Here is a 24,455-nt window from a genome sequence, read left to right as displayed (position 1 = left end):
GCTGTCCGGCCGCTTTCTTTTGGCCGACGGATTCGCTCCGCACGGCGTGTCGTTCGACTTGTCGTGGCGCTTCTCTTCGTGCGTGATGCCATGCTGCGCATCGCGCGACCAGCGGCGGGCACACCTCTGACGGGCGGCACTTCGCGGCGGGGCTTCTCGGCGCCAAAGCGTCAATTCGCGGCGGCACTCATTGTAGGCAGACAAACCGTGTGCGCGGGGGGCAAGTGAAGCATTCCTCTAATTTCTGCGAACGTCCGACGCCAACCGCTATGATGAAATGATCGCCTCGGGTGACCGTCCGATACATGACCCATGGAGACACGGATGACTGAAGCCTGGCAGACCCACGACGTGACCAATCAGGTACCGCCGCTCGTCGACTACAACCTCTACGCGACCGACACGGCGTTGCAGGCCGCTGTTGCCGTCTTCGATGCCGACTGGCATGCGAAGGAACTGCATCGTCAGGGCGCGCGTCTGGGCGAGGCGGAAGTGCAGCAGTGGGCGCAGGCGGCCAATCGTCACGAACCGGAGCTGCAATCGTTTGACGCGCGAGGCAATCGCATCGATCACGTCGAGTTTCATCCTGCGTGGCATGCCCTGATGGGGTTGTTGCGCGGTGCACAATTGCAGTCGCTGCCCTGGGCGCATCCGCGCGGCGGGGTCATGGCGGCGCGTACGGCGTCATATTTCCTGCACGCGCAGAACGAAGCCGGCGCGTTGTGTCCCACGACGATGACGTTCGCGAGCATTCCGGTGCTGATGAAGGAAGCCGCGCTGTTCCCCTCGATCAAGGACAAACTGCTCGCGCCGCAGCACGACCCGCGCGACGTGCCGCTCGCGCAGAAGCACGCCATGCTCGTCGGCATGGGCATGACGGAGAAGCAGGGCGGCTCCGACGTGCGCACGAACACGACGGTGGCGACCGACGGCGGTCGCGGCGAGTTTTCGCTCGTCGGCCACAAGTGGTTCTTCTCGGCGCCGCAGTGCGACGCCCATCTGGTTCTCGCGCGCGAGGGCGATACCGATGCGCTCTCGTGTTTCTTCGTTCCCCGGTATCGCCCCGACGGCGGCAAGAATGCCGTGCAGGTGCAGCGCCTGAAAGACAAGCTCGGCAATCGATCGAACGCCAGCAGCGAGGTCGAGTTTCTGGGCGCGTTTGGCACGCGCGTGGGCGCACCGGGTCGGGGCGTTCCCACCATCATCGAAATGGCGACGTACACGCGGCTCGACTGCGTGATCGGCAGCGCGGCCATGATGCGCGCGGGCGTCGTGCAGGCGATCCACCATGCGAGGCATCGCGCGGCATTCGGCGCGAAGCTCGTCGACCAGGATCTGATGACGGCGGTGCTGGCCGATCTCTCGCTCGAATCGGAGGCGGCGACGTGGCTGGCGATGCGGCTGGCACGTGCGTTCGATGCGAGCGCCGCTGACGACGACTCGCCGGTCGAGCGCGCATGGCGGCGCGTGGTGCTGCCTGCCGCGAAATTCTGGGTATGCAAGCGTGCGCTGGAACTGGCCGGCGAGTGCATGGAAGTGTGGGGCGGCAACGGCTACGTGGAAACGGGGCCGCTCGCGCGGCTGTACCGCGAGGCGCCCGTCAACTCGATCTGGGAAGGTTCGGGCAACGTCATGTGTCTCGACGTGTTGCGCGCGATCGGTCGTGAACCCGACGTCGCCCAATGCTGGTTCGAATGGCTGACCGAACGCGTGGGCTCGCATGCGGTACTGCGCGCGGCGCTGGCGCAGCTCCACGGGTGGCTGGCCGCCGATCCGGCAACGCACGCGGTGCGCGCGCGCGCCATCGCGCAGCAGATCGTGTTGCTCGCGCAGGCGGCGTTGCTGCTCGAACATGCCCCGATCGAGCTCGCACACGGTTTCATCGAGACCCGTTTTGCCACGCACGGCGGACGTGTCTACGGGGTGATGCCCGACACGCTCGCCACGGCGGTGCAGCGCGCGTGGCTGGACCGGGCGTTCCCGGGCGCTGCGGGCTGACACGAATGCGATGCCGGTATGGTCCATCGCGCGTCACGACATAACAGATCGACATAACAACGCCGCGACACGATGCAATCCCGCATCGCAGTGCGGGCAGGGAGGAGCAGGGCATGGGTCACAATCACGAACCGGGCGGGCTGCACGAGGCGACGCCGATGACACTCGATACCTCGGTCGACGACGACATCGCGCGCGCGCAATTGCTGCCGCGCTTCGACGCCATGCGGCGAGCGCACGACGCGTCGCCGCACGTCGACTGGCCGATGCGCAAGCGCCAGCTCGAGGCGCTGCAGGCCATGCTGCACAAGTATCGCGACGCTTTCGCGACCGCCATCGACGCGGACTTCGGCGGACGCTCGTCGCAGGAAACCGACATGCTCGAGCTGTTTCCCGCGCATGGCAACCTGAAGCATGCGCTCGCGCACACACGGCGCTGGATGCGGGGGGCGCACGGTTGGGCGCACCTGTGGCTGCTGCCGGGACGCCGGTCGGTCGTGCCGCAGCCGCTGGGCGTCGTCGGCGTGATCGTGCCCTGGAACTATCCGCTGTTGCTCGCCGTGGGCCCGCTCACCGACGCACTGGCGGCGGGCAATCGCGTGATGATCAAGGTCTCGGAGATCACGCCCCGCTTTGCGGAGGTGTTCGCGGCGGCCGTGGCCGATACCTTCGCGCCGGAATGGGTGACGGTGGTGACCGGCGACGCGCAGATCGCCCGCGCATTTTCCACGTTGCCATTCGATCATCTGCTGTTTACCGGCGCGACCTCGATCGGGCATCACGTGATGCGCGCGGCGAGCGAGCATCTCACGCCGGTGACGCTGGAACTTGGCGGCAAGTCGCCGGCCATCATCGGCCCGGGCGCACGCTGGGACCATGCGGTGGAGCGCATCATGTTCGGCAAGCTGGTCAATGCGGGGCAGACCTGCATCGCGCCCGATTACGTGCTGGTGCCGCGCGAGAAACTCGACGCCTTCCTGACGACCGCACGGCAGACGGCGGCGCGGCTCTATCCGAATGCGGTGGACAATCCGCAGTACACGAGCATCGTGTCGCCGCGGCATTTTGCGCGCCTGGCCGGCCTGGCGAGCGAGGCCACGGCGCAGGGTGCCACGGCACATGCGCTTTTCGACGCCGAGCCGCAGGCGGCGCGCCGGCGTATGCCCCCGGTGGTACTCACGGGTGTGCACGACGGCATGCGCGTGATGCGAGAGGAGATTTTCGGGCCGTTGCTGCCGGTCGTGCCTTATGACGATCTGGACGCGGCGATTGCCTACGTGAACGAGAGGCCGCATCCGCTCGCGCTCTATGTGTTCGATACCGACAATACGCGCATCGATCACGTGGTCCGGAACACGATCTCCGGTGGCGTGACGATCAACGACACGCTGCTGCACGTGGCCGAGCATACGCTGCCGTTTGCCGGGGTGGGACCGTCAGGCATGGGCGGCTATCACGGCGAAGCGGGCTTTCGCACGTTCTCCAAGGAGAAACCGATCTTCCGGCAGTCGCGCTGGAACGGCACGGCGCTGCTCAATCCGCCCTACGGCAAGGCATTCGGCATGCTGATCCGGCGATTTCTGCGATGACCGCGGCGCCCGGGTCGCAAACCGGCCGTGGCGCGGTGATCACGCAACGATATTGTGGCCATATCGCCGTCGCTGGCCTTTGAAAACAAAACCCCCGCCGGGGCGACCCGGGCGGGGGTTGTGTCTTTCGGTGCCGGCGGGTTGGCGCCAGCTTGCGTGCAATGCAGCTCAGGCCACGGCGCGCAGACCGGCGTCGGCGAGCAGGGCGTCGGCGCGGTCGGTCGCTTCCCACGAGAATTCCGGCTCTTCACGGCCGAAGTGACCGTAGGCGGCCGTCTTCTCGTAGATCGGGCGCAGCAGGTCGAGCATCTGGATGATGCCCTTCGGGCGCAGATCGAAGTGCTTCTCGACAAGTTCGGCGATACGCTGATCGCTGATCTTGCCGGTGCCGAAAGTGTTGACCATCACCGACGTCGGGCGTGCCACACCGATGGCGTACGAGACCTGGATCACGCACTTCGAGGCCAGGCCGGCGGCCACGATGTTCTTCGCGACGTAGCGGCCGGCGTAGGCTGCCGAGCGGTCCACCTTCGAGGGGTCCTTGCCCGAGAACGCGCCACCGCCGTGCGGCGCGGCGCCGCCATAGGTGTCGACGATGATCTTGCGACCCGTGAGGCCGGCGTCGCCCTGCGGGCCACCGATCACGAAACGGCCGGTCGGGTTCACCAGGAACTTGATGTCGCCCTTAATGAGGTCGGCCGGCAGCACCGGCTTGATGACTTCCTCGATCACGGCTTCGCGCAGCGCGTCCAGCGCGATGTCCGGATGGTGCTGCGTCGAGAGCACGACCGTGTCGATGCTGTGCGGGCGGCCGTTTTCATACTTGATGGTGACCTGCGACTTGGCATCCGGACGCAGCCACGGCAGGCGGCCGTCGCGGCGCACTTGCGACTGACGCTCCACCAGACGGTGCGACAGGTAGATCGGCAGCGGCATCAGTTCCGGCGTTTCGTCGCACGCATAGCCGAACATCAGACCCTGGTCGCCGGCGCCCTGATCGAGGTTGTCGTCATGCGCACGGTCCACGCCCTGGGCGATGTCCGGCGACTGGCGGTCGTAGGCCACCAGCACGGCGCAACCCTTGTAGTCGATGCCGTAGTCGGTGTTGTCGTAGCCGATGCGGCGGATCGTGTCGCGCGCCACCTGCTGATAGTCCACCGTGGCGGTCGTGGTGATTTCGCCGGCGAGCACGACGAGGCCGGTGTTGCAAAGCGTTTCCGCGGCAACACGTGCGTACTTGTCCTGCGTCAGGATGGCGTCGAGAACGGCGTCGGAGATTTGATCGGCAACCTTGTCCGGGTGGCCTTCAGAGACGGATTCGGAGGTAAAAAGATAATCGTTCGCCACTTCTGGCTCCTCTGTACGAATTTGGCGACTCACGTTGCCGTCATCGGAGGCGAAGCGGCGACGCTTTAGCGGAAAATTGGTCGGATGCGCTGCCGGTAAGGTCGCTCACCCGAATCGCCCCGCAAGTTGTCAGTTAACTCGGCGATGTCGCTTATTATACGCCCCTGAAGAAATCCTGCTTGCGACATGGCATCCACTACCAAGAAATCCTTCGGGTACTACCTGAGCGTCGGCCTGCTGCGCGGGCTGAACCTGCTGCCCTACAGCTGGGTCGCGCGCTTCGGCGCGGGGCTGGGGCGTCTGCTTTACGCCATTCCCAGCTCGCGCAAGCGGGTTGTGCATACCAACCTGCGCCTGTGTTTTCCGCACTGGGATGACGCCACGCGCGAGCGCGTCGCCAAGGCGTCGTTCGTGCATGCGATCCGAAGCTACGCGGAGCGCAGCGTGCAGTGGTTCGCCGACGGCAAGAAGCTCGAGCGGCTCATCGAAGTCGATTCGGCCGTCGACCTCAAGGCGCCGGACATGCCCCCGACAATCTTGCTGGGCTTTCACTTCGTGGGCATCGAGATGGCGTCGGTCTTCATCAATTACCTGCTCGACCGGCCGTGCGCGTCGCTTTACACGCCGATGTCGAACCCGGCGTTCGACGCCATGGCGCGCGAGCAGCGCGGGCGGTTCGACGCCGAGATGATCCCGCGCGGCGACAGCGCCCGCGACGTGCTGCGCATGTTCCGCAAGCGCAAGCCCGTCATGCTGGCCGCCGACATGGACTATGGCGCGCGCAATTCGGTGTTCGTGCCGTTCTTCGGCGTACCGACCTGCACCCTGACGTCGGTTTCGCGTCTGGCCGAGGTCGGCCGTGCCCAGGTGCTTCCCTTCATCGGCGAGGTGCTGCCCAACTACAAGGGCTATCGCTTGAAAGTCTTTCCGATTTGGGAAAACTACCCGAGCGGCGACCCCGAAGCCGACGCGCGCCGCATGAACGCCTTCCTCGAGGAGCAAATCCTGAAGATGCCGGAGCAGTACTACTGGGTGCACAAGCGCTTCAAGACGCGCCCAGAGGGCCAGCCCGGCGTGTATTGATGGGGCCGGATGCGCGTCGACCTTCTCCACTACAATAGCGGCATGAAGCTCAAATTCACCAAGATGCAAGGTGCCGGGAACGACTTTGTCGTGATCGACGGCATCTCGCAGACCATCGATTTCACGCCCGAACAGTGGCGTGCGCTCGCCGACCGTCATTTTGGCGTCGGCGCCGATCAGTTGCTGCTCGTCGAGCGCTCCACGCTGCCGGGCGTGGACTTCCGCTACCGCATCTTCAACGCCGACGGTGGCGAGGTCGAGCATTGCGGCAACGGCGCGCGCTGCTTCGTGAAGTTCGTGCGCGACACCGGGCTGACCGACAAGCGCTCGGTGCGCGTCGAGGTGCAGCAAGGCGTGATCACGCTCACGATGCGCGAGGACGGGCAGGTCAGCGTGGATATGGGCGCGCCGATCCTCACGCCGTCGGACGTGCCGTTCGACACCGCCGGCCTGCAAGGGCGTGGCGAGGGTGACGACACGCTCTGGCCGCTGGACGTGGCCGGCAAGACCACGTGGATTTCCGTGGTGTCGATGGGCAACCCGCATGCCGTGCAGGTCGTGGACAACGTCGACACCGCACCGGTCGAGACGGACGGTCCGCTCGTCGAGCGACACGCCCGTTTCCCGCGCCGCGTGAACGCCGGCTTCCTGCAGGTGGTCGGGCCGCACCAGGCGCGACTGCGCGTGTATGAGCGCGGTGCGGGCGAAACGCTCGCGTGCGGCACCGGCGCGTGTGCCGCGGCGGTGGCGGGTATCCGTCGCGGGCTGCTGCGCGCACCGGTCGCGATCGAGACGCACGGCGGCATGCTCACCATCGACTGGGACGGTGCGAACGGCTCAGTCATCATGACGGGGCCGGCCGCCACGGTCTTCGAGGGCACGATCGAGATCTGACAGGCGACGTCGGCGCGTCGGACCTGACGCCCGGAAGGTCTGTACGATATTTGGTTTCTGACGAATACTGATTTAGCGACCCAGGCGGCCGCAGGCCACCCCTGAGCCCGGGGGCGGCTCGCGGCAGTTGACGAACAGCAGACGGACACTCATGAACGACCGAGATATTGCGGAATACCTGATTGCGCATCCCGACTTCTTCGAGCGCCATGCCGAATTGCTAGCCGGCGTGCGGCTCACCAGCCCGCACGGCCAGCGCGCGGTGTCGCTGCAGGAGCGCCAGATCGAGATGCAGCGCGAGAAGACCAAGCAGATCGAGCGGCGCCTCGCCGAACTGATGCGCTACGGCCACGAGAACGACGACATCTCGGCCAAGCTGCACCGCTGGACGCTCGGCCTTCTCGGCGAGCGTGATCCGCATGCGTTGCCCGAGGCGATTGCCCGCGGCCTGCGCGACGTCTTCAACGTACCGTACGCCGCCGTGCGTCTGTGGAGCGTGGCTGCGCCTTATCAGCCGGCCGATTTCGCCCGCAGCGTGAGCGAGGAAGTGAAGATCTTCGCGTCGAGCCTGGTCACGCCGTATTGCGGTGCGAACACCGGTTTCGAAGCCGTGACGTGGCTCGGCGCGCCGAGCGATCCCGCGTCGGTGGCGCTGCTTGCGCTTCGCGATCCGCAGGTCACCGACGGGCCGGTCTTCGGCCTGCTCGTGATGGGCTCGGAAGACGCGCGCCGTTTCCACGAGGGCATGGCGACCGACTTCCTGACGCAGATCGGCGAGCTGGCCGGCGCGGCGCTGGGCAAGCTGCGCGCGCACGACTGATGTCAGCCCGGCAGGCCGCGTCCGGCAAGGCGAAAGCCCGCACGCCGGCCGGCGCCGGCGACGGTGGACCCGACGGCAACACGCCACCGCTGGAACCCGGCATTCGCGCCTATCTCACCTCGCTGGCCAGCGAGCGCAAGCTCGCCGGCCTCACCCTGGAAAACTACACGCGCGACCTGCGTCAGTTGCAGCGTCTGGCGGGCGGACGTGCGCTCGAGTCACTGCAGCACGGCGATATTCGCCGGTTCGTGATGCAACTGCACGGCGAGGGCCTCGTCGGCCGCTCCATCGCACGCAAGCTCTCGGCGTGGCGCGGATACTTCGCATGGCTCGCGCAGCGCACCGCGCTCGTGGCCAATCCCGTCGAAGGCGTGCGTGCGCCGAAGCAGCCCAAGCCCTTGCCCAAGGCGCTCTCACCCGATCAGGCTTCGGCGCTCGTCGAGTTCGAATCCGGCACGTCGGCCGAGGCCGTGCGCAACCGCGCGATGTTCGAATTGCTGTATTCGTCGGGGCTGCGGCTCTCCGAGCTCACGAGCCTGGACCATCGCTACGTCGACGCCGATGGATACCGCTCGATCAGTTGGCTCGACCTGCCGGAGCGCGAAGTGGTTGTCACCGGCAAGGGGAACAAGCGTCGACGGGTGCCCGTGGGCGAGAAAGCCGCGCAGGCGCTGGCCCAGTGGCTCGACAAGCGTGCACCGCTTGCCACCGCCGAGCCGCATGCGCTGTTCCTGTCGGCACGCGGCAAACGCATCGGGTCGCGCGCGGTGCAGCAGGGGCTCGCGCATCACGCGCAGGCGGCCGGACTGCCCACGCACGTGCATCCGCACATGCTGCGCCACTCGTTCGCCACGCATGTGTTGCAGTCCTCGGGCGATCTGCGCGCAGTGCAGGAAATGCTCGGCCACAGCAACATTTCCACGACACAGATCTACACGAAGCTCGACTTCCAGCATCTCGCCAAGGTCTACGATCAGGCGCATCCGCGCTCGCGCAAGAAGCCCTGAGGCTTTCCGGCCGACGGCGCGACTCGGTGTAGAATCGCGTCCTTCCCCAGCAAGTCCGGCAGGTGACCCGCGTCGTGCGCGTCGGCATCGTTCCGTTGGTCGATTCACGCGCGCGAGACCGCCCAGCCATGCCCCGCGACTTGCCGCCACTCCGAATGCAACCGTTGGTCCGTCCCGCATGAATACCTTGACCCTCAAGCCCGGCAAAGAAAAGTCCTTGCTGCGCCGTCACCCCTGGATTTACGCCACCGCCGTGGCGCGCGTGGACGGCAAGCCGACTTCCGGCGCAACGGTCGTGGTGCGCGCGGCGGACGGCCGCTTCCTCGCCCGCGCCGCCTTCAGTCCGGTCTCGGCCATTCGCGCCCGCGTGTGGACGTTCGACGAGGGCGAGCCGGTCGACCACGCATTCTTCAAGCGTCGTGTGAGTGCCGCGCTCGCCTATCGGCAGCAGATGGTGCGCGACACGGGCGCCACGCGCCTGATCTTCGGCGAGGCCGACGGGCTCCCCGGACTGATCGTCGACCGCTACCAATCGGCGCCCGGCGCTCCGGTGTCCGATCAGCTCGTGTGCCAGTTCATGGCCGCGGGCGTGGAAGCCTGGAAGGACGCCATCGTGAACGCCCTCGTCGGCGCAACCGGCTGCCCCAATGTCTATGAGCGCTCCGACGCCGCCGTGCGCGAGCGCGAAGGCCTGCCGAGCCTCACCGGCGTGCTGGCCGGCGCCGAGCCGCCGCAGGCGCCTGACCTGCTCACCACCCACGAGTGCGGCGTGAAGTATTACGTCGACGTGCGCAACGGCCACAAGACCGGCTTCTACGTCGACCAGCGCGACAACCGTCTGCTCGTGCAGCAACAGGCCAGGGGCCGCGACGTACTGAACTGCTTCTGCTACACGGGCGGGTTTTCGCTGGCGGCGCTGGCCGGCGGCGCCCAAAGCGTGCTGTCGATCGATTCGTCGGGCGAAGCGCTGGCGATCGGCGCGCGCAACGTCGAACTCAACGGCTTCGACGCCGCTCGCGCCGAGTGGCGCGATGCCGATGTGTTCAAGACGTTGCGCGCGTTGCGCGACGAGGGCCGCACGTTCGACATGATCGTGCTCGATCCGCCCAAATTCGCGCCGTCGGCGCATCACGTGGAGCGTGCCGCACGCGCGTACAAGGACATCAACATGGCCGGCTTCAGGCTGCTGCGCCAGGGCGGCCAGTTGCTCACGTACTCATGCTCGGGCGCCATCGACGCCGACCTGTTCCAGAAGATCGTGGCCGGCGCGGCCGTCGATGCCGGTGTCGACGCGCGCATTCTGCGCCGTCTCTCAGCCGGCATGGATCACCCGATGCTGACCCAGTTTCCCGAAGGTGAATACCTCAAGGGGCTTTGGTTGCAGCGCATGTAAGCAATCACTTCGTGGTCGATGGTGGGTCGTCAGCCGAGCGTCAGCGCCACCACACCGAGCGCAATGAGGACGGCGCCGCCGATACGGCGGTGCACTTCGCCCTCTCGCAGCACGCGCACCCCGAGCAGCGCGGCGATCATCATCGACATCTCCCGGGCCGGGGCCACGTGCGAGACCGGGGCGTACTTCAGCGCCGTGAGGATCAGAAAGTACGACATGGGCGAGATCAGGGAGATCAGCACGATCTTGCGCCAGTTCGCCCGCCATAGCATGACCATGCGGGCCGGCCGCGCGCAGGCCGCCGGCGCGGAGAGCGCGACGCGCAGCACGTTTTCCAGGTAGTAATAGACGAGCGGAGCCAGCAGCAGGGAGCGCATGGCGTAGGCGTCGGCGAGCGTGTAGGCCGCGATGAAACCGCCCGTCAGCACGCCCCAGCCGGCGCCCGCGTGCATGCTGCCGCGCCGGAACAGGCGCTCGCCGCCCGCAATGATCAGCACGCCGCCCACCACCAGGGCGATGCCGCTCAGCGCGAGCCAGCCCGGACGCTCCCCGAGCAGCACGATGGCCCCCAGCGACGACAGCAGCGGGCCGGTGCCGCGCGCAAGCGGATACACCACTGACAGGTCGCCCACCCGGTAACCTCGCTGGAGCACCAGCGTGTAGCCGTAGTGCAGAAAGGCGCTCAGCGCGATGACGCCCCAGCCGAGTGCGTTCGGCCAGTCGGCATGCGAGCCGATCAGGAAATACAGGGCGAGCGGCGTATAGAGCACGACCGTGGACAGCGCGTACATGAAGACGAGCTGCGGGCCACCTCCTTCACGCGTGTCGATGCGCTTGGCGAGGAAATTCCAGGTGGCGTGCAGGAATGCGGCGGTGACGACGAGGGCGAGAGCGGTGGGCGACATGGTGGCGGGTATTTTTGTGTCAATTGTATGACGCGTCGCGCACCCGCTTTCGGTCAAGTTGGCGCCTTTTTCCTCGCGACTGCCCCGGCATCGACAGTTTTTGCAACTCGGTTGCAGCGCTCATGGGGGTGTGCTTAAATCGATTCATGAGCCTTACTCAACTACAACCGTATCTGGAAGCCGCCCGCGCGAGCTTGCAGGAGCAATCGGGCCGCGTGACTTCGGGGCGTGTACGTGTGCTGGCGCTGCTGCTCAAGGCAGGCCGCCCGCTCACCCATCAGGAAGTGCTGGCCGACCTGGCGACCGACGCCGATCCGCTCGACCGCGTGACGGCCTATCGCGTGCTCGACTGGCTGGTCGCGCAGGGCTGGGCCATCAAGCAGGCCGGCGACGACCGCATTTTCCGCTTCGTCATGGCGGAGCACGTCGACCCCCAGCGCGGGGCTTCGCCCCGGCCGCATACGCAGCACGGTCATTTCCGCTGTGTACGCTGCCATCGCACTTTCTGCCTTGACGATTGGCCCCAGCATCCCCAATTGAGTGAGCGCGAACTCAAGCGCCTGCCCAGGGGGTTCGTGGGCGAACAGGTCGAGCTGCTGATTCACGGCACCTGCGCGCAGTGCGCGGGCGCCCCCAACTGACGCGTCCCATGCCGCTTTTCGTCACCTCGGGTACAGTAAGTGACATTCCGGCGGCACCGGGTACGCCGCTTCACAACAGGACATTGCATTCATGACCCCCGTCACCATCCTGACCGGTTTTCTCGGCAGTGGGAAAACCACGCTGCTCAAGCGCATCCTGACCGAAGCGCACGGCATGAAGATCGCCGTCATCGAAAATGAGTTCGGCGAAGAGAACATCGACAATGACATCCTCGTGCAGGACAACGCCGAGCAAATCGTGCAAATGAGCAACGGCTGCATCTGCTGCACGATCCGGGGCGACCTGGTGCAGGCGCTGTCGGACCTGAACAGCCAGCGCGACGCCGGCACGATCCAGTTCGACCGGGTTGTGATCGAGACCACGGGATTGGCCAACCCGGGCCCGGTGGCCCAGACGTTCTTCATCGACGACGAGGTGGCCGACACCTACCGGCTCGACGCGATCATCACGCTGGTCGACGCCAAGCACGGCCAGCAGCAACTCGACCAGCACGAAGTGGTGCAGCGTCAGGTCGGCTTCGCCGACCGGTTGTTCATCACCAAGGCCGATCTGGTCACGCCCGAGGCGCTCGACGACCTGAAGCACCGCCTCGCGCACATGAACCCGCGGGCGCCGCAGCAGGTGGTCGATTTCGGGCAGGCCGACCTCAAGGAAATCTTCGATATCCACGGCTTCAACCTGAACGACAAGCTCGACATCGATCCCGAATTCCTCGCAGCCGACGAGCATTCGCACGACCACGATCACCACGACCATGACCATGACCACGATCACGCGAATTGCGATCACGATCATGGCCAGTGCGCCCACGAAGGGCACGACCACGGGCACCACCACCATCACCACGCCCACCACGACGACGCCATCAAGTCGTTCGTGTTCCGTAGCGACAAGGCATTCGATCCGGCCAAGCTCGAGGATTTCCTCGGGAGCATCCTGCAGGTGTACGGCGAACGCTTATTGCGTTATAAAGGCGTATTAAACATGCGTGGCATCGACCGCCGGGTCGTGTTCCAGGGCGTGCACCAGATGATGGGCAGCGACGTGGGCGCGAAATGGCAACCCGGTGAGACGCCGAACACCAAGATGGTGTTCATTGGTGCCGAGCTGCCGAAAGACATCATCCTGCAAGGGCTGGAGCGCTGTCTGGTCTGAACGGGACTGCCGAGCCGTGCAACGGGAAACCCCTTAACCGGGGCCGTCGAACGATTCGGTTACAATACCTGCCCACTGGGCTGCCGCCAGCGAGTTGACGCGGCATTCCGGAGGGTAGGCAGGGGAGCACCGCCATGGCCACCGCCTCTCGCAAGACTGCCACCGCACGCCCCACGCGCCGGTCAGAACCGGCGCCGGACGCGGGCGCCAAGCGTGCTCCAGCAGGCAATTCGAAGACGGGCGAAAAGGCCGCCGCCAAAAAGGGGGCGCCCAAATCGTCCGGCAGGAACGTAACCCAAGAAGCCGCCCGCGGCATCGCCGGTAAGCAAGACGTCCCACCCGCTGCAGGGGCGTCGCCGGACTATCCGAAAGAGACGCCACAAAAACCCATGAGCAAGAAAAGACTTTTGACCGAGGCCGAAATTCTGAAGATGGGCGAGAAGGACTACATGAATGAAGAACAACTCGCCTTCTTCAAGGATCGTCTGGAAAATCTGCAAGCTGAAATTCTGCGCAACGCCGGTCAGACGACCGAAAACCTTCGCGAAACCGTCGTCGTGCCGGATCCCGCCGATCGCGCCACGATCGAGGAAGAGCACGCTCTGGAGCTTCGCACCCGCGATCGCGAACGCAAGCTGCTGAAGAAGGTCCAGCAGTCGCTCGCCCGCATCGAGTCCGGCGAATACGGCTGGTGCGAGGAAACCGGCGAGCCGATCGGCGTGCCGCGTCTGCTTGCCCGTCCGACGGCCACGCTGTCGCTCGAAGCGCAGGAGCGCCGCGAACTGCGCCAGAAGCTGTTCGGCGACTGATCCGCACGCGCAATCCGGTCCGATGCCGCGCGGTGGCGGCAGCCGCAAGGTCGTCGGACCCCTCGGTTTGCCAAAGGCATGTCTGCACGACATGCCTTTTTTATTTCGCCATCGCCGCCGACCAGCCGTCGGCCCGCCCGCGACTGTGGCTTGCGTGCAACGCGCAGTAAGCCTCCCGGGACGTCCCACTTTATGGCAAAATTGCAACTCAGTTGCAAATTCATCCTCCCATGCTGTCCATCGATCCCGCCTCCCGACGCCGGCGCGCTTGTCTTCGCGCGGCGCGCGGCCGTGCCTGCGGCGGCTGGACGGCGTGGCTCATCGTTGCGCTGGTTTGCGTGCAGATTTGGGGGCTGCAACACGAGATCGTGCATGCGCGGGGGCTGACGCAGGTCGTCGCGCACCGCTCCGGGGCGGCAGCCCAGGCGACGTCTCGTGCGCTCACCCAACGCGCCGTGCCGGGCGCCGATGTGCCGCCTGGCGCGCCGGACACCGTGGCGGCCATCGCTGCCGACGACGATGACGACGATGCGGCGATCCTGCCGGAGCAATCCTCGTACGCCAGCCGGATTGGCTTGGGCGGCCACCAACATCATTGCCATCTGTTCGAGGGCGCCACGCTCGCCGTGGCCTTCGCCGTCGCGATACTCGTGTGGAAGCACGCGGGCGCCGATGCGACGGTGCCGACCCGCACCACTGGCCGGCGGCACGTCAGTGCGTCACAACGACCATTCGATTCCCGCGCGCCGCCGGCCGCAGTCTGATTTCACGCGCACGTTCCGCGCGAATCCCTGCCGACTTCCCGACTGACCGTCGTGGCCTCCGGAGCCGCGAGGCAGGCGTGCGACCGCGCGATCTGCGCGGGGCAGGCGTTCGTTCGCGTCGATTCACGGGGTATTCGGACGCCGCACGACAGCGTCCCGACCCAACTCGAAGAAAACAGACCGACATGGCCAACCTAGTTTCCAACGCCGCGGAAGCCTCCGCGGTGTCTTCGCTCGCCTCTGCCTTCACGGCCGTTTCCCTGGCCGTTCCTTTCGTTGCCGGCCACCCGCCCGCGCGCCGCGCACGCCGTCGGGTGAAGCCGCTACCGCTGGCCGCCGCGCTGAGCGTCGGTGCGCTCGCGCTGGCGAGCCCGTCCACCCGCGCCGCCGATGCCACGCCCGCGCCGAGCGCCGTACCGGAAGCCGTACTGCCCGCCACTTTCGTGACCGGGAACCCGCTCGGGCGCGCGGCCGCGGAGCTGACCGTGCCGGTGACCGAGCTCGACGGCAAATCGCTGGCGCTGCGTCGCGCCGGCACGCTCGGCGAGACACTGGACGGCCTGCCGGGCATCTCGGCCACATCCTACGGCCCGAACGTCAGCCGTCCGATCATCCGCGGCCTCGACGGCGATCGCATTCGCGTGCTGCAAAACGGCACCGCCTCGCTCGATGCCTCGTCGCTGTCCTACGACCATGCCGTGGCGCAGGATCCGCTGTCGATCGAGCGCGTCGAAATCGTGCGCGGCCCCGCCGCGCTGCTTTACGGAGGCAATGCGGTCGGTGGTGTGGTCAACACCATCGACAACCGAATTCCTCGCGAGTCGCTCACAGGGATTTCCGGTGCAACGGACTTCAGCTACGGCGGGGCCAACCGCGAGCGCGCGGGCGCTGCGCAACTCGAATTCGGCAACGGCCAGTTCGCCTTCCATGTCGACGGCTTCGCGCGCAAGAGCGCCGACCTGCGCATTCCCGGCTTCGCCCACTCGACACAGCGTCGCGCACTCGACGGCGAGGAGGCACCGCAAGCGTCCGGCACGCTGCCCAACAGCGACGGGCAGGTCAGCGGGGCGGCTGCCGGGGCGTCGTGGACGTGGGCCGACGGCTACGCCGGGCTGTCGTACTCCGGTTACGACTCCGACTACGGCACCGTTGCCGAGGAAGACACGCGCATTCGCCTGCGTCAGCAGCGCGTGGCGCTGGCAAGCGAGGTGCGCAATCTGAGCGGTCCGTTCACGGCGTTCAAGTTCGACTTCGGTTACACCGACTACGAGCACAAGGAAATCGAAAACGGCGAGACGGGCACGACGTTCAAGAACCATGGCTACGAGGGACGCATCGAAGCGCGTCACGCGAAGATCGGGCCGGTGGAGGGTGCCGTCGGCGTGCAGTTTTCGCAGAACACCTTCTCGGCGCTCGGGGAGGAGGCCTTCGTGCCGAAGAGCGATACGAATACCGTGGCGCTCTTCGCGCTCGAGGAGTGGGCCGTCGATCCGGCGGTGAAGCTTTCGTTCGGCGCACGCGTCGAGCATTCGAGCGTGAAACCGACCGCCGGGGGCAACGCCCGCTTCGACAACCTGCCGTCGCGCAATTTCACGCCGGGCAGCGTATCCGCCGGCGCCGTGTTCGGCCTCGCATCGGCATGGTCGTTGGCGGTGAACACGTCCTACACGGAGCGTGCGCCCACCTTTTACGAGCTCTATGCCAACGGTCCGCATCTGGCGACCGGCGTGTGGGAGATCGGCAGCCCGCAGGCGTCATTGGAAAAGGCTGTGTCGACAGACGTCTCGCTGCGCTACGCAAACGGCCCGAACAAGGGCAGCGTGGGCGTCTTCTACAGCCGCTTCTCGAACTTCATTGCGCTGAACAATACCGGCCGCACGCAGGCGCTCGACGACGACACGATTCCCGTCTACCAATATGCTGGCGTGCCCGCCGACCTCTATGGTGTGGAAGCCGAAGGCCGGGCGCGTGTCTGGCAGGGCCATGGCAACCTCGACGTCGAACTGCGCGGCGACTACACCGTGGGCCGCAATCGCGATACGGGCGAACCTCTGCCGCGCATCGCGCCGTTGCGTCTGACGGGAGCGATTGTGTACGGGTTGGGGCGTTGGGGCGCCCGGCTCGAAGTGGTGCACGCGAGCGCGCAGGGCCGTGTGCCGGCCAACGACCTCACGACGAGCGGCTACACCACGCTCGGCGCGTCGCTCACGTACCAGTTCAAGGCGGGCGGTGCGCAGTGGCTGGCCTACCTCAAGGGCGAAAACCTGACCAACCAGGAAGTGCGTCTGGCGAGTTCGGTGCTGCGCGACATTGCGCCGCAGGGCGGTCGCGCGGTGCGGGTGGGGCTGCGCACCACATTCTGAGTGGAAACCTGCCGCAAAAACGAAGCAAATTCCGAGAATTCGCTTCACCTCCATCAATTCGCGCGGTGTAACGCCGCGCGAATTTCCCGATCCATGCCGCGCTGCGCGGTGTCGGCAGGCGCCCGGCAGCGAGGCTCGCGCTTCGCCGTCGACGCCTCTTGATATTCGTTCGATTGCCCTAAACTACAGTGACGTCTCGCCCGGTCCGGGTGCGTCGTCACGGTCGTGAGACGCGCCGGTCGTCCGGGCCAATCGTTACGGGGCGCGTGTCGCCCCTCGAAAAGGAACAGGCATGGAGCAATATCACGGCACCACCATCGTCTCCGTTCGACGCGGCGATCAGGTCGCGCTTGGCGGCGACGGACAGGTCACGCTCGGCAATATCGTGATGAAGGGCACGGCGCGCAAGGTGCGCACGATTTACGACGGCAAGGTCATGGTCGGTTTCGCCGGCGCGACGGCTGACGCATTCTCGCTGCTCGACCGCTTCGAAGCGAAGCTGCAGAAACACCAGGGGCACCTGACGCGCTCGGCGGTGGAACTCGCCAAGGACTGGCGCACCGACCGTATGCTGCGCCGACTCGAAGCCATGATGATCGTCGCCGACGCCGAGACCACGCTGGTCATCACCGGCAACGGCGACGTGCTCGATCCCGAGGGCGGTGTGGCGGCGATCGGTTCGGGCGGCTCGTACGCGCAGGCCGCGGCCCGCGCGCTGGTCGAGAACACGGAGCTCACGCCCGCCGAGATCGTCAAGAAAGCGCTGACGATCGCGGGTGAAATGTGCATCTACACCAACGGCAATCACATCATCGAATCGCTGCCGCCGAAGGCAGCGAAGTAACGACGGACGACGCGCGCGCCGCAGCAGGTGGACTCCTGCGGCGCGATTGGCCGGTCGACGGCACAACGACTGTCGGCCGGCCGCGCGTCACCTTCTGAGCGAACCCCTAATCTGGCGAACGTCATGACCCATATGACCCCCTCCGAGATCGTTTCCGAACTCGACAAACACATCATCGGCCAGCACAAGGCCAAGAAGGCTGTCGCGGTGGCGTTGCGCAACCGCTGGCGCCGTCAGCAGGTGGCCGAGCCCCTGCGCCAGGAAATCACGCCGAAGAACATTCTCATGATCGGCCCGACCGGTGTCGGCAAGACCGAGATCGCCCGTCGTCTGGCCAAGCTGGCGGACGCACCGTTCATCAAGGTCGAGGCGACCAAGTTCACCGAAGTCGGCTACGTGGGCCGCGACGTGGACAGCATCGTGCGCGATCTGGCGGAAATCGCGATCAAGCAAACGCGCGAAGCCGAAATGAAGAAGGTGCGCACCAAGGCCGAGGATCGCGCCGAGGACCGCATTCTCGATCTGCTGCTGCCGACGGGGCGCGAGTCGTCGCGCGACATTCGCTTCGGTTCGGCCGCGCACGACACCGAGCCGAGCGGCGAGGATAACGCCACGCGCCAGACGTTCCGCAAGCGTCTGCGCGAAGGTGCGCTCGACGACAAGGAAATCGAGCTCGAAGTCGAGATTCCGGCGCAGGGCATGGAAATCATGGGCCCGCCCGGCATGGAAGAGATGACCGAGCAGATCAAGGGCATGTTCGCGAATCTGGGCAACCAGAAGAAAAAGCGTCAGAAGCTCAAGATCAAGGACGCGCTCAAGATCCTGACCGACGAGGAAGCGTCGAAGATGCTCAACGACGAAGAGGTCAAGCAACTGGCCCTGCGCAACGTCGAGCAGAACGGCATTGTGTTCCTCGACGAAATCGACAAGATCGCCACGCGCAGCGAAGTGGGCGGCGGCGACGTGTCGCGTCAGGGGGTGCAGCGCGACCTGCTGCCTCTGGTCGAAGGCACGACCGTGAGCACGAAGTTCGGCATGATCAAGACGGACCACATCCTGTTCATCGCGAGCGGGGCGTTCCATCTGGCCAAGCCGAGCGATCTGATTCCGGAACTGCAGGGGCGCTTCCCGATTCGCGTGGAGCTCGAATCACTGTCGGTCGAGGACTTCGAAGCCATTCTCACGCAGACGGACGCAAGCCTCGTCAAGCAGTATCAGGCCTTGCTCGCCACGGAAGACGTGACGCTCGAGTTCGCGCCGGACGGCATCAAGCGTCTCGCCGAGATCGCGTTCTCGGTCAACGAGAAGACGGAGAACATCGGCGCGCGGCGTCTGTACACCGTCATCGAGAAGCTGCTTGAAGACATTTCGTACACCGCCGGCAAGCAGGCGAACGAGGTAGTGACGATCAACGCCGAGTACGTCAACCGCTTCCTCGAGGAAGTGGCGCAGAACGAGGACCTGTCGCGCTACGTGCTGTAACCGGCGTCGCCGGCATACGCCGAACCCCAAAGGTTGGAGTGACCTCCGGCCTTTGGGGTTTTTTCATGGCCGTCGCCGTCGCCGTCGCTGGCGATGGGCGCGATGCGTGCCAGGCGTGTGATGTGGACAGGGAGCGGCGCGTCGATGTCGGAATCGCGCGCCCGCTGACGGCGAACGTTACTGTTTGACCGGCCGCTTGAGCAGCTTGCGTTGCAATGTACGCCGATGCATGTTCAGGGCGCGCGCCGTGGCGGAGATGTTGCCGTGGTGCTCGGCGAGCACGCGCTGGATGTGTTCCCACTCGAGGCGAGCCACCGACAGCGGCGACGGGTTCTCGATGGCTTCGTCGGCCTGCGCTTCGCTGGCGTCGCTGCGCAGCGAGGCGAGAATCGTGTCGGCGTTGGCGGGCTTGGCGAGGTAGTTGTCCGCGCCGTCCTTGACGGCCTGCACGGCGGTCGCAATGCTCGCGTAGCCGGTGAGAACCAGCATGCGGGCCTTGGGTTGCAAGGCGCGCAGCGGCGCGATGAGCGGCAGCCCCGAGTCATGCCCCAGATGCAGGTCGACCGAGATCAGATCGAACTGACGCGTGCGTGCCGCGAGCAGGGCGGCGGCGCTGTCGGCGGCGATCTGCACGTCGTAGCCGCGGCGCGTGAGCGCACGGGCGAGCGTCTCGGCGAAGACCACGTCGTCGTCGATAAGGAGGAAGTGGGAGGCGTTCATGTCTGACTCCGCGAGCCGAAGAAGAAGGTGGCCATCGGCAGGCGCAGCTCGGCGCGCGTGCCTTGCGGCGTGTTGGGGGTAAGGGTGATGTCGCCGCCGAGGCGCTGCGCGCTGGCGAAGGCGAGATACAGCCCCATGCCGTGCCCGCCGTGCGTGCTCATGACCGGCGAATTGCCCAGGCGCGCTCGCAGGTCGGCGCTCATGCCGGGACCTTCGTCGCAAACGGTGAAGCGCACATCTTCGGCGGTGACCGACACGTCGAGCGCGACCGATGACGGGCTGAAGTAGGCGGCGTTGTCGAGCAGGATCGTCAGGATCTGCCCGACCTGCACCGTGTCTTCGATGCGCGCCGTCAGGTTGGACGGCACGTGCAGCTGGAACTGAACCTGCGGGTGTCGCAGGCGCCACTGGGTGGTGAACGCGGGCAACCACTCGGCCATGGCCTGACGCACCGGCGCCGCCGCCCGCGTTTGCACGTGGCCGATGGCGCTCTTGCACAGCGCGATCTGTTGCTCGAGGGTCTGAAGATCGGGTTCGAACGGCTTCAAGGCGTCGTTGCCGCGGCTCTCGCTGCGCAACTCGCCGACGACCACGGCCATCGTCGAGAGCGGCGTGCCCAGCTCGTGGGCGACACTCGCGGCCTGCGCACCGAGGGCCGCCATGCGCTCGTCGCGCAGCAGGCGTTGCTCGGCGCGCGCGAGTTGGGCGTCGCGTGCGCGCAGGGCTCGCGACATGCGCGACACGAACCAGGCGATCACGAGCACGCTCACCACGAAGTTGACCCACATGCCGGCCAGATGCAGGCGCAGCAGATTGCCGGGGTCCGCCAGATCGAGCGGCACGTACTGGAAATTCAGCGCGCCGTAGGCGACCAGCGAGAGCAGTGCCAGTTGCGACGCATTGCGCCACGGCAGCACGGCCGCCGCGATGGCGAGCCCCGGCAGGAAGAGCGACACGAACGGGTTGGTTGCCCCGCCCGAGAAGAACAGCAGGGCGGTCAGCGCGGCCAGGTCGACGAGCAACTGGCTCATCAGGTCGAGATCGGTGCGGCGCTTGGCGCGCTCGACGCCGCGCCGCGCGCGCACCCACGTGAGCACGTTGAACAGGACTTCGAGCGCGATGATCGTGAGCATCGGCTCGAGCGGCAGACGTACGCCGAGCCAGAGTTGCGCCACGCCGATGGTCGCGAGCTGGCCGACGATGGCCAGGCAACGCAGCCAGAAGAGCTGCACGACGTTGGTTCGCTCGATGGGAAAATGAGTCATACAGGAAGTGTACCAAGTCCGCGTGTCCGCCCCTGTTGCCGCACCGACCGCTGCGACACTCTGCCGCACGGGCGCGTGTACCGCGTAATGCCAGACATAATGCGGCCACCATGCGCATGCTTCGGCGCGCGACTACAATGGTTCGCCACGGCTTTCGCGACACGGTGTCGCGCCGTGCGAACTGGCGGCACATCGCCAACGACGACGGGTCTCCGTCCGGTCCAGGGATCACGAAAAGGAGTTTGCATGAAGCACAAGCTATGGGCGGCTGCCGCCCTGAGCCTCGGCATGGCCTCGGCGTTCGCCCAGACGGCGTCGGTGGACGTCTCGGACGCGTGGGTGCGCGGCACCGTTCCCGGCCAGAGCGCCACGGGGCTGTTCATGACGTTGCAAGCGCATCGGGCGACCACGCTCGTCGGCGTCAGCACGCCGGCGGCCGCCAATGCGGAGGTGCACGAGATGAAGCTCGAAGGCACGCTCATGAAAATGCGGGCGCTCAAAGACGGCCTGCCGCTGCCGCCCAATCAGCCTGTGCAACTCAAGCCCGGTAGCTACCACATCATGCTCAACGACCTGAAGGCGCCGCTCAAGAAGGGCGACACCGTACCGGTGACGTTGCGCTTCGAGACGGCCGACCACAAGACGTCCGAACAGCAGGTCCAGGTGACGGTACGCGACCTGACCGCGGGCCCACCGAACGGCGGCGGCATGGCGGGTATGGCCGGCATGGCGCATGGCGCGCACAGCCAGTAATCGCGCGGCCATGGCCAACAAATCCCTGGGTACCCGGCAAAAGCTGATGTTTCGCGGCATCGCCGGAACCCGATCGGGGGGACGACCCGGCCTGGGCGGCGCTCGGCCGCCGGTGGTGCAGGGGCGGCAACAGCGCTCAGTCGGTGGCGTCGGCGGCGTCGATGGCGCTGCCCGCCAGACCGGCCACACCGGCTTCCCGCAGCGCCGCACGAAGGCAGGCGGGGCATAAGCAGGCGTTGGCGCCCAGCCGTGCGGAAGCCGGCAGGCGAGGCCAGTCCATGCACCAGCAGCGCACCGCCGCGCCGGGGGCTGCTTCGGAAGCCTCGAATGCCGCTGCCCCACAGGCGACCTCGACACCACACTTCGGGCAGCGCGATGAGGGGGCCGCGCTATGCATCCGCATCCTCTCGTGGCGCCGACGAGGGCCCCGATTTCCATGCGATGAGAGAGGCGCCCGGCCGGGCGCGAAGCCGCCGCGCGCCTGCGGGGCGTGACGAGTTGCGCAACTGCAACACTGCACGCGCGTCCTTGGCCCCGCCGCGCTCGGCCGCACGCGCGGCGCAATTCGGGCAAGAGAAGACGACAGGGGAAATTTCGGGCACTGACGGGCGTCCGTTAACAAGTGAAAGGGGTGATACGCACCCGTCGCGGTGTGCCGCTCACGGGGCGAAAATCGCCGCTTTCGCGGATGCCGCACGGTACGTGACAAAGGGTAGTCACGCGAGCTTGCCGACGCAAGCGGCAGCCCCTTCCGAATCCCATCGGAGCCCCGCACGGCCGGGCTTCTTGGCTGTACAATGCGCCGTGTTTACCGGTCCACCTGCTCTATTTGCGAAAGCACTTTCCTGCCATGTCCGATCAGCAACTGTCTTCCATCGACGACATCGCTCCCGCACTCAAGGCCGAAATCCTGGCCGAGGCGATGCCGTACATCCGCAAGTATCACGGCAAGACCGTGGTGATCAAATACGGCGGCAATGCCATGACCGAAGAGCGACTGAAGCGGGGCTTCGCGCGCGACGTCATTCTGCTCAAGCTCGTGGGCATCAACCCGGTGGTGGTGCATGGCGGCGGCCCGCAGATCGATCAGGCGCTCAAGAAGATCGGCAAGCAGGGCACGTTCATCCAGGGCATGCGCGTGACCGATGAAGAGACGATGGAAGTGGTCGAATGGGTGCTCGGCGGCGAAGTCCAGCAGGACATCGTCATGCTGATCAACGAGTACGGCGGCCAGGCGGTCGGTCTCACCGGCAAGGACGGTGGTCTCATCAACGCCCGCAAGATGATGCTGCCCGATCGCGAGAACGCCGGTCAGTTCATCGACATCGGCTTTGTCGGCGAAGTCGACTCGATCAACCCGGCCGTGGTGCGCGCGTTGCAGGACGATGCCTTCATTCCCGTGATCTCGCCGATCGGCGTGGGCGTGGACGGTCAGGCCTACAACATCAATGCCGACCTCGTGGCCGGCAAGCTGGCGACGGTGCTCGGCGCCGAAAAGCTCGTGATGATGACCAACATTCCGGGCGTGATGGACAAGGACGGCAACCTGCTGACCGATCTGTCGGCGCGCGAAATCGACGATCTGTTCGCGGACGGCACGATCTCGGGCGGCATGCTGCCGAAGATCTCGTCGGCGCTCGATGCGGCAAAGAGCGGCGTGAAGTCGGTGCACATCGTCGACGGCCGTATCGAACATTCGGTGCTGCTTGAGATTCTGACCGAGCAGCCGTTCGGCACGATGATCCGCTCGCACTGAGCCTGATGCGGTGCGGGCCATGCCGATGTCGGCCGGCCCCGCAGCGAGTCGAGAAGCGGACCCCGTGGGGTCCGCTTTGCATTGGTGGCATCCATTCTGACGGTAGTGCGGGACCCCATGACCTCATTGGCCTTTTTCTCGTGGAGCGGCGGCAAGGATTCCTGCCTTGCCCTGCACCACGCGCTTTCATGCAATGCGAGTGGCGAGCCGCACTTCGAGGTGCGACGTCTGCTGGCGATGTTCGACGAGTCGGGCGACAGCTCGCGCTCGCATGGTCTGCCGCGCGATCTGATGCAGGCCCAGGCCGACGCCCTGGGCATCGCGCTCGACATCGGACATGCGGGCTGGCGCGATTACGAAGCGACGTTCATCGCGCGTTTGCACGCCATGCGCGCGCAGGGCATCACGCATGGCCTGTTCGGCGACATCGATCTTCAGGCGCATCGCGTCTGGGAGGAGAAGGTGTGTGCGGCGGCAGACATGACAGCGGTGTTGCCGCTGTGGCAGCGCGAGCGCCTGTCTCTCGCGCACGAGTTCATCGCGCTGGGGTACCGGGCGGTCCTCGTTTGCGTGGACGGGCGGCATCTGGGGCCTGAGTTCGTGGGCCGCGAGTACGACACGTCGCTGCTGGCCGATCTGCCGCCGACGGTGGATGCCTGCGGGGAAAACGGCGAATTTCACACGTTCGCCTATGACGGTCCGCGCTTTGCTCGGCCGGTTCCCTGGCGCATCGAACGCGTCGAAACAATTCATGCTCCTAAGGAATACGGCGGCACGCCCTATCATCGTGCGCACATCGTGGCCGCCGGGGATTGAATCGCCGGGACCGCACATCGGTTTCCCCA

Annotated in this window: 22 protein-coding genes; 17 read left to right on the top strand and 5 right to left on the bottom strand. The window is 66.2% G+C overall.

What is annotated here, in order from left to right; genetic code table 11:
• The first annotated feature begins 324 nt into the window (after nucleotides 1-324).
• Together LV28_RS47305 and LV28_RS47300 are read left to right on the top strand one after the other, a co-directional pair.
• On the top strand, nucleotides 325-1,998 hold the full coding sequence (locus LV28_RS47305) for an acyl-CoA dehydrogenase family protein (protein ID WP_115344445.1): 1,674 nt from the start codon (nucleotides 325-327) through the stop codon (nucleotides 1,996-1,998).
• A 224-nt stretch (nucleotides 1,999-2,222) separates the two neighbouring features.
• Nucleotides 2,223-3,587 (top strand): coniferyl aldehyde dehydrogenase, encoded by a 1,365-nt coding sequence (locus LV28_RS47300; protein ID WP_048806792.1) that lies wholly within the window; start codon nucleotides 2,223-2,225, stop codon nucleotides 3,585-3,587.
• A 168-nt stretch (nucleotides 3,588-3,755) separates the two neighbouring features.
• Here the strand turns inward: LV28_RS47300 and metK are convergent, their stop codons facing one another.
• Nucleotides 3,756-4,934, bottom strand: coding sequence for a methionine adenosyltransferase (gene metK, locus LV28_RS47295; protein ID WP_023598088.1), 1,179 nt, complete (start codon nucleotides 4,932-4,934; stop codon nucleotides 3,756-3,758).
• A gap of 186 nt (nucleotides 4,935-5,120) precedes the next feature.
• Between metK and LV28_RS47290 the strand changes: the two genes are divergently transcribed.
• The 5 genes from LV28_RS47290 (at nucleotide 5,121) to LV28_RS47270 (ending at nucleotide 10,131) form a co-directional block, all read left to right on the top strand.
• Nucleotides 5,121-6,017, top strand: a complete 897-nt coding sequence (locus LV28_RS47290; protein ID WP_023598087.1) for a lipid A biosynthesis lauroyl acyltransferase — start codon at nucleotides 5,121-5,123, stop codon at nucleotides 6,015-6,017.
• A 42-nt stretch (nucleotides 6,018-6,059) separates the two neighbouring features.
• The gene (gene dapF / locus LV28_RS47285; protein ID WP_038621908.1) at nucleotides 6,060-6,911 is read left to right on the top strand and encodes a diaminopimelate epimerase; all 852 of its coding nucleotides are present in this window, start codon (nucleotides 6,060-6,062) and stop codon (nucleotides 6,909-6,911) included.
• A gap of 151 nt (nucleotides 6,912-7,062) precedes the next feature.
• Complete coding sequence (locus LV28_RS47280) at nucleotides 7,063-7,731, top strand: DUF484 family protein (protein WP_023598085.1); 669 nt, start codon at nucleotides 7,063-7,065, stop codon at nucleotides 7,729-7,731.
• On the top strand, nucleotides 7,731-8,738 hold the full coding sequence (gene xerC / locus LV28_RS47275) for a tyrosine recombinase XerC (protein WP_023598084.1): 1,008 nt from the start codon (nucleotides 7,731-7,733) through the stop codon (nucleotides 8,736-8,738). The genes LV28_RS47280 and xerC overlap by 1 nt, the downstream gene beginning before the upstream one ends.
• Nucleotides 8,739-8,916: 178 nt before the next feature.
• Nucleotides 8,917-10,131, top strand: coding sequence for a class I SAM-dependent rRNA methyltransferase (locus tag LV28_RS47270; RefSeq protein WP_023872802.1), 1,215 nt, complete (start codon nucleotides 8,917-8,919; stop codon nucleotides 10,129-10,131).
• 29 nt (nucleotides 10,132-10,160) lie between these two features.
• On the opposite strand, the gene LV28_RS47265 is transcribed toward LV28_RS47270, so the two are convergent.
• Nucleotides 10,161-11,036 (bottom strand): EamA family transporter, encoded by an 876-nt coding sequence (locus tag LV28_RS47265; protein WP_023598082.1) that lies wholly within the window; start codon nucleotides 11,034-11,036, stop codon nucleotides 10,161-10,163.
• 146 nt (nucleotides 11,037-11,182) lie between these two features.
• Here LV28_RS47265 and LV28_RS47260 point away from each other — a divergent pair, with 146 nt between their 5' ends.
• The 7 genes from LV28_RS47260 to hslU all read left to right on the top strand — a co-directional run bounded on the left by LV28_RS47260 (nucleotide 11,183) and on the right by hslU (nucleotide 19,116).
• On the top strand, nucleotides 11,183-11,677 hold the full coding sequence (locus LV28_RS47260; RefSeq protein ID WP_023598081.1) for a Fur family transcriptional regulator: 495 nt from the start codon (nucleotides 11,183-11,185) through the stop codon (nucleotides 11,675-11,677).
• A gap of 91 nt (nucleotides 11,678-11,768) precedes the next feature.
• Nucleotides 11,769-12,854, top strand: a complete 1,086-nt coding sequence (locus tag LV28_RS47255) for a CobW family GTP-binding protein (protein ID WP_023598080.1) — start codon at nucleotides 11,769-11,771, stop codon at nucleotides 12,852-12,854.
• A 389-nt stretch (nucleotides 12,855-13,243) separates the two neighbouring features.
• Entirely contained in the window at nucleotides 13,244-13,663 is a 420-nt protein-coding gene (gene dksA / locus LV28_RS47250) for an RNA polymerase-binding protein DksA (RefSeq protein WP_023598079.1), read from the top strand.
• Between the two features lie 230 nt (nucleotides 13,664-13,893).
• A complete protein-coding gene (locus tag LV28_RS47245) occupies nucleotides 13,894-14,427 on the top strand; it encodes a hypothetical protein (protein WP_038619463.1) in 534 nt (177 codons plus the stop codon).
• Between the two features lie 185 nt (nucleotides 14,428-14,612).
• On the top strand, nucleotides 14,613-16,790 hold the full coding sequence (locus LV28_RS47240) for a TonB-dependent receptor (RefSeq protein ID WP_081326976.1): 2,178 nt from the start codon (nucleotides 14,613-14,615) through the stop codon (nucleotides 16,788-16,790).
• Between the two features lie 292 nt (nucleotides 16,791-17,082).
• On the top strand, nucleotides 17,083-17,634 hold the full coding sequence (gene hslV / locus LV28_RS47235; protein ID WP_023598076.1) for an ATP-dependent protease subunit HslV: 552 nt from the start codon (nucleotides 17,083-17,085) through the stop codon (nucleotides 17,632-17,634).
• Nucleotides 17,635-17,757: 123 nt separating this feature from the next.
• Nucleotides 17,758-19,116, top strand: coding sequence for an ATP-dependent protease ATPase subunit HslU (hslU, locus tag LV28_RS47230; RefSeq protein WP_023598075.1), 1,359 nt, complete (start codon nucleotides 17,758-17,760; stop codon nucleotides 19,114-19,116).
• Nucleotides 19,117-19,293: 177 nt separating this feature from the next.
• On the opposite strand, the gene LV28_RS47225 is transcribed toward hslU, so the two are convergent.
• Both LV28_RS47225 and LV28_RS47220 read right to left on the bottom strand, forming a co-directional pair.
• Nucleotides 19,294-19,836 (bottom strand): response regulator transcription factor, encoded by a 543-nt coding sequence (locus tag LV28_RS47225; RefSeq protein ID WP_023598074.1) that lies wholly within the window; start codon nucleotides 19,834-19,836, stop codon nucleotides 19,294-19,296.
• Nucleotides 19,833-21,101 carry an ATP-binding protein gene (locus LV28_RS47220; RefSeq protein ID WP_023598073.1) on the bottom strand — a complete coding sequence of 423 codons (1,269 nt, stop codon included), beginning with the start codon at nucleotides 21,099-21,101 and terminating at the stop codon, nucleotides 19,833-19,835. Before LV28_RS47220 ends, LV28_RS47225 begins: the two co-directional genes overlap by 4 nt.
• 246 nt (nucleotides 21,102-21,347) lie before the next feature.
• Between LV28_RS47220 and LV28_RS47215 the strand changes: the two genes are divergently transcribed.
• Nucleotides 21,348-21,854: a copper chaperone PCu(A)C gene (locus tag LV28_RS47215; protein ID WP_023598072.1), complete on the top strand. Its 507-nt coding sequence runs from the start codon at nucleotides 21,348-21,350 to the stop codon at nucleotides 21,852-21,854.
• Between the two features lie 136 nt (nucleotides 21,855-21,990).
• On the opposite strand, the gene LV28_RS48955 is transcribed toward LV28_RS47215, so the two are convergent.
• A complete protein-coding gene (locus LV28_RS48955) occupies nucleotides 21,991-22,134 on the bottom strand; it encodes a hypothetical protein (protein ID WP_155252873.1) in 144 nt (47 codons plus the stop codon).
• A 570-nt stretch (nucleotides 22,135-22,704) separates the two neighbouring features.
• Here LV28_RS48955 and argB point away from each other — a divergent pair.
• Complete coding sequence (gene argB, locus LV28_RS47210) at nucleotides 22,705-23,610, top strand: acetylglutamate kinase (protein ID WP_038619466.1); 906 nt, start codon at nucleotides 22,705-22,707, stop codon at nucleotides 23,608-23,610.
• A 117-nt stretch (nucleotides 23,611-23,727) separates the two neighbouring features.
• A complete protein-coding gene (locus LV28_RS47205) occupies nucleotides 23,728-24,426 on the top strand; it encodes a Dph6-related ATP pyrophosphatase (RefSeq protein WP_023598069.1) in 699 nt (232 codons plus the stop codon).
• The last annotated feature ends 29 nt before the right edge of the window (nucleotides 24,427-24,455 follow it).

Source organism: Pandoraea pnomenusa (assembly GCF_000767615.3).
In the GTDB taxonomy this organism is placed as follows: Bacteria; Pseudomonadota; Gammaproteobacteria; order Burkholderiales; family Burkholderiaceae; genus Pandoraea; species Pandoraea pnomenusa.
This window is presented reverse-complemented; position numbering and strand designations above follow the sequence as displayed.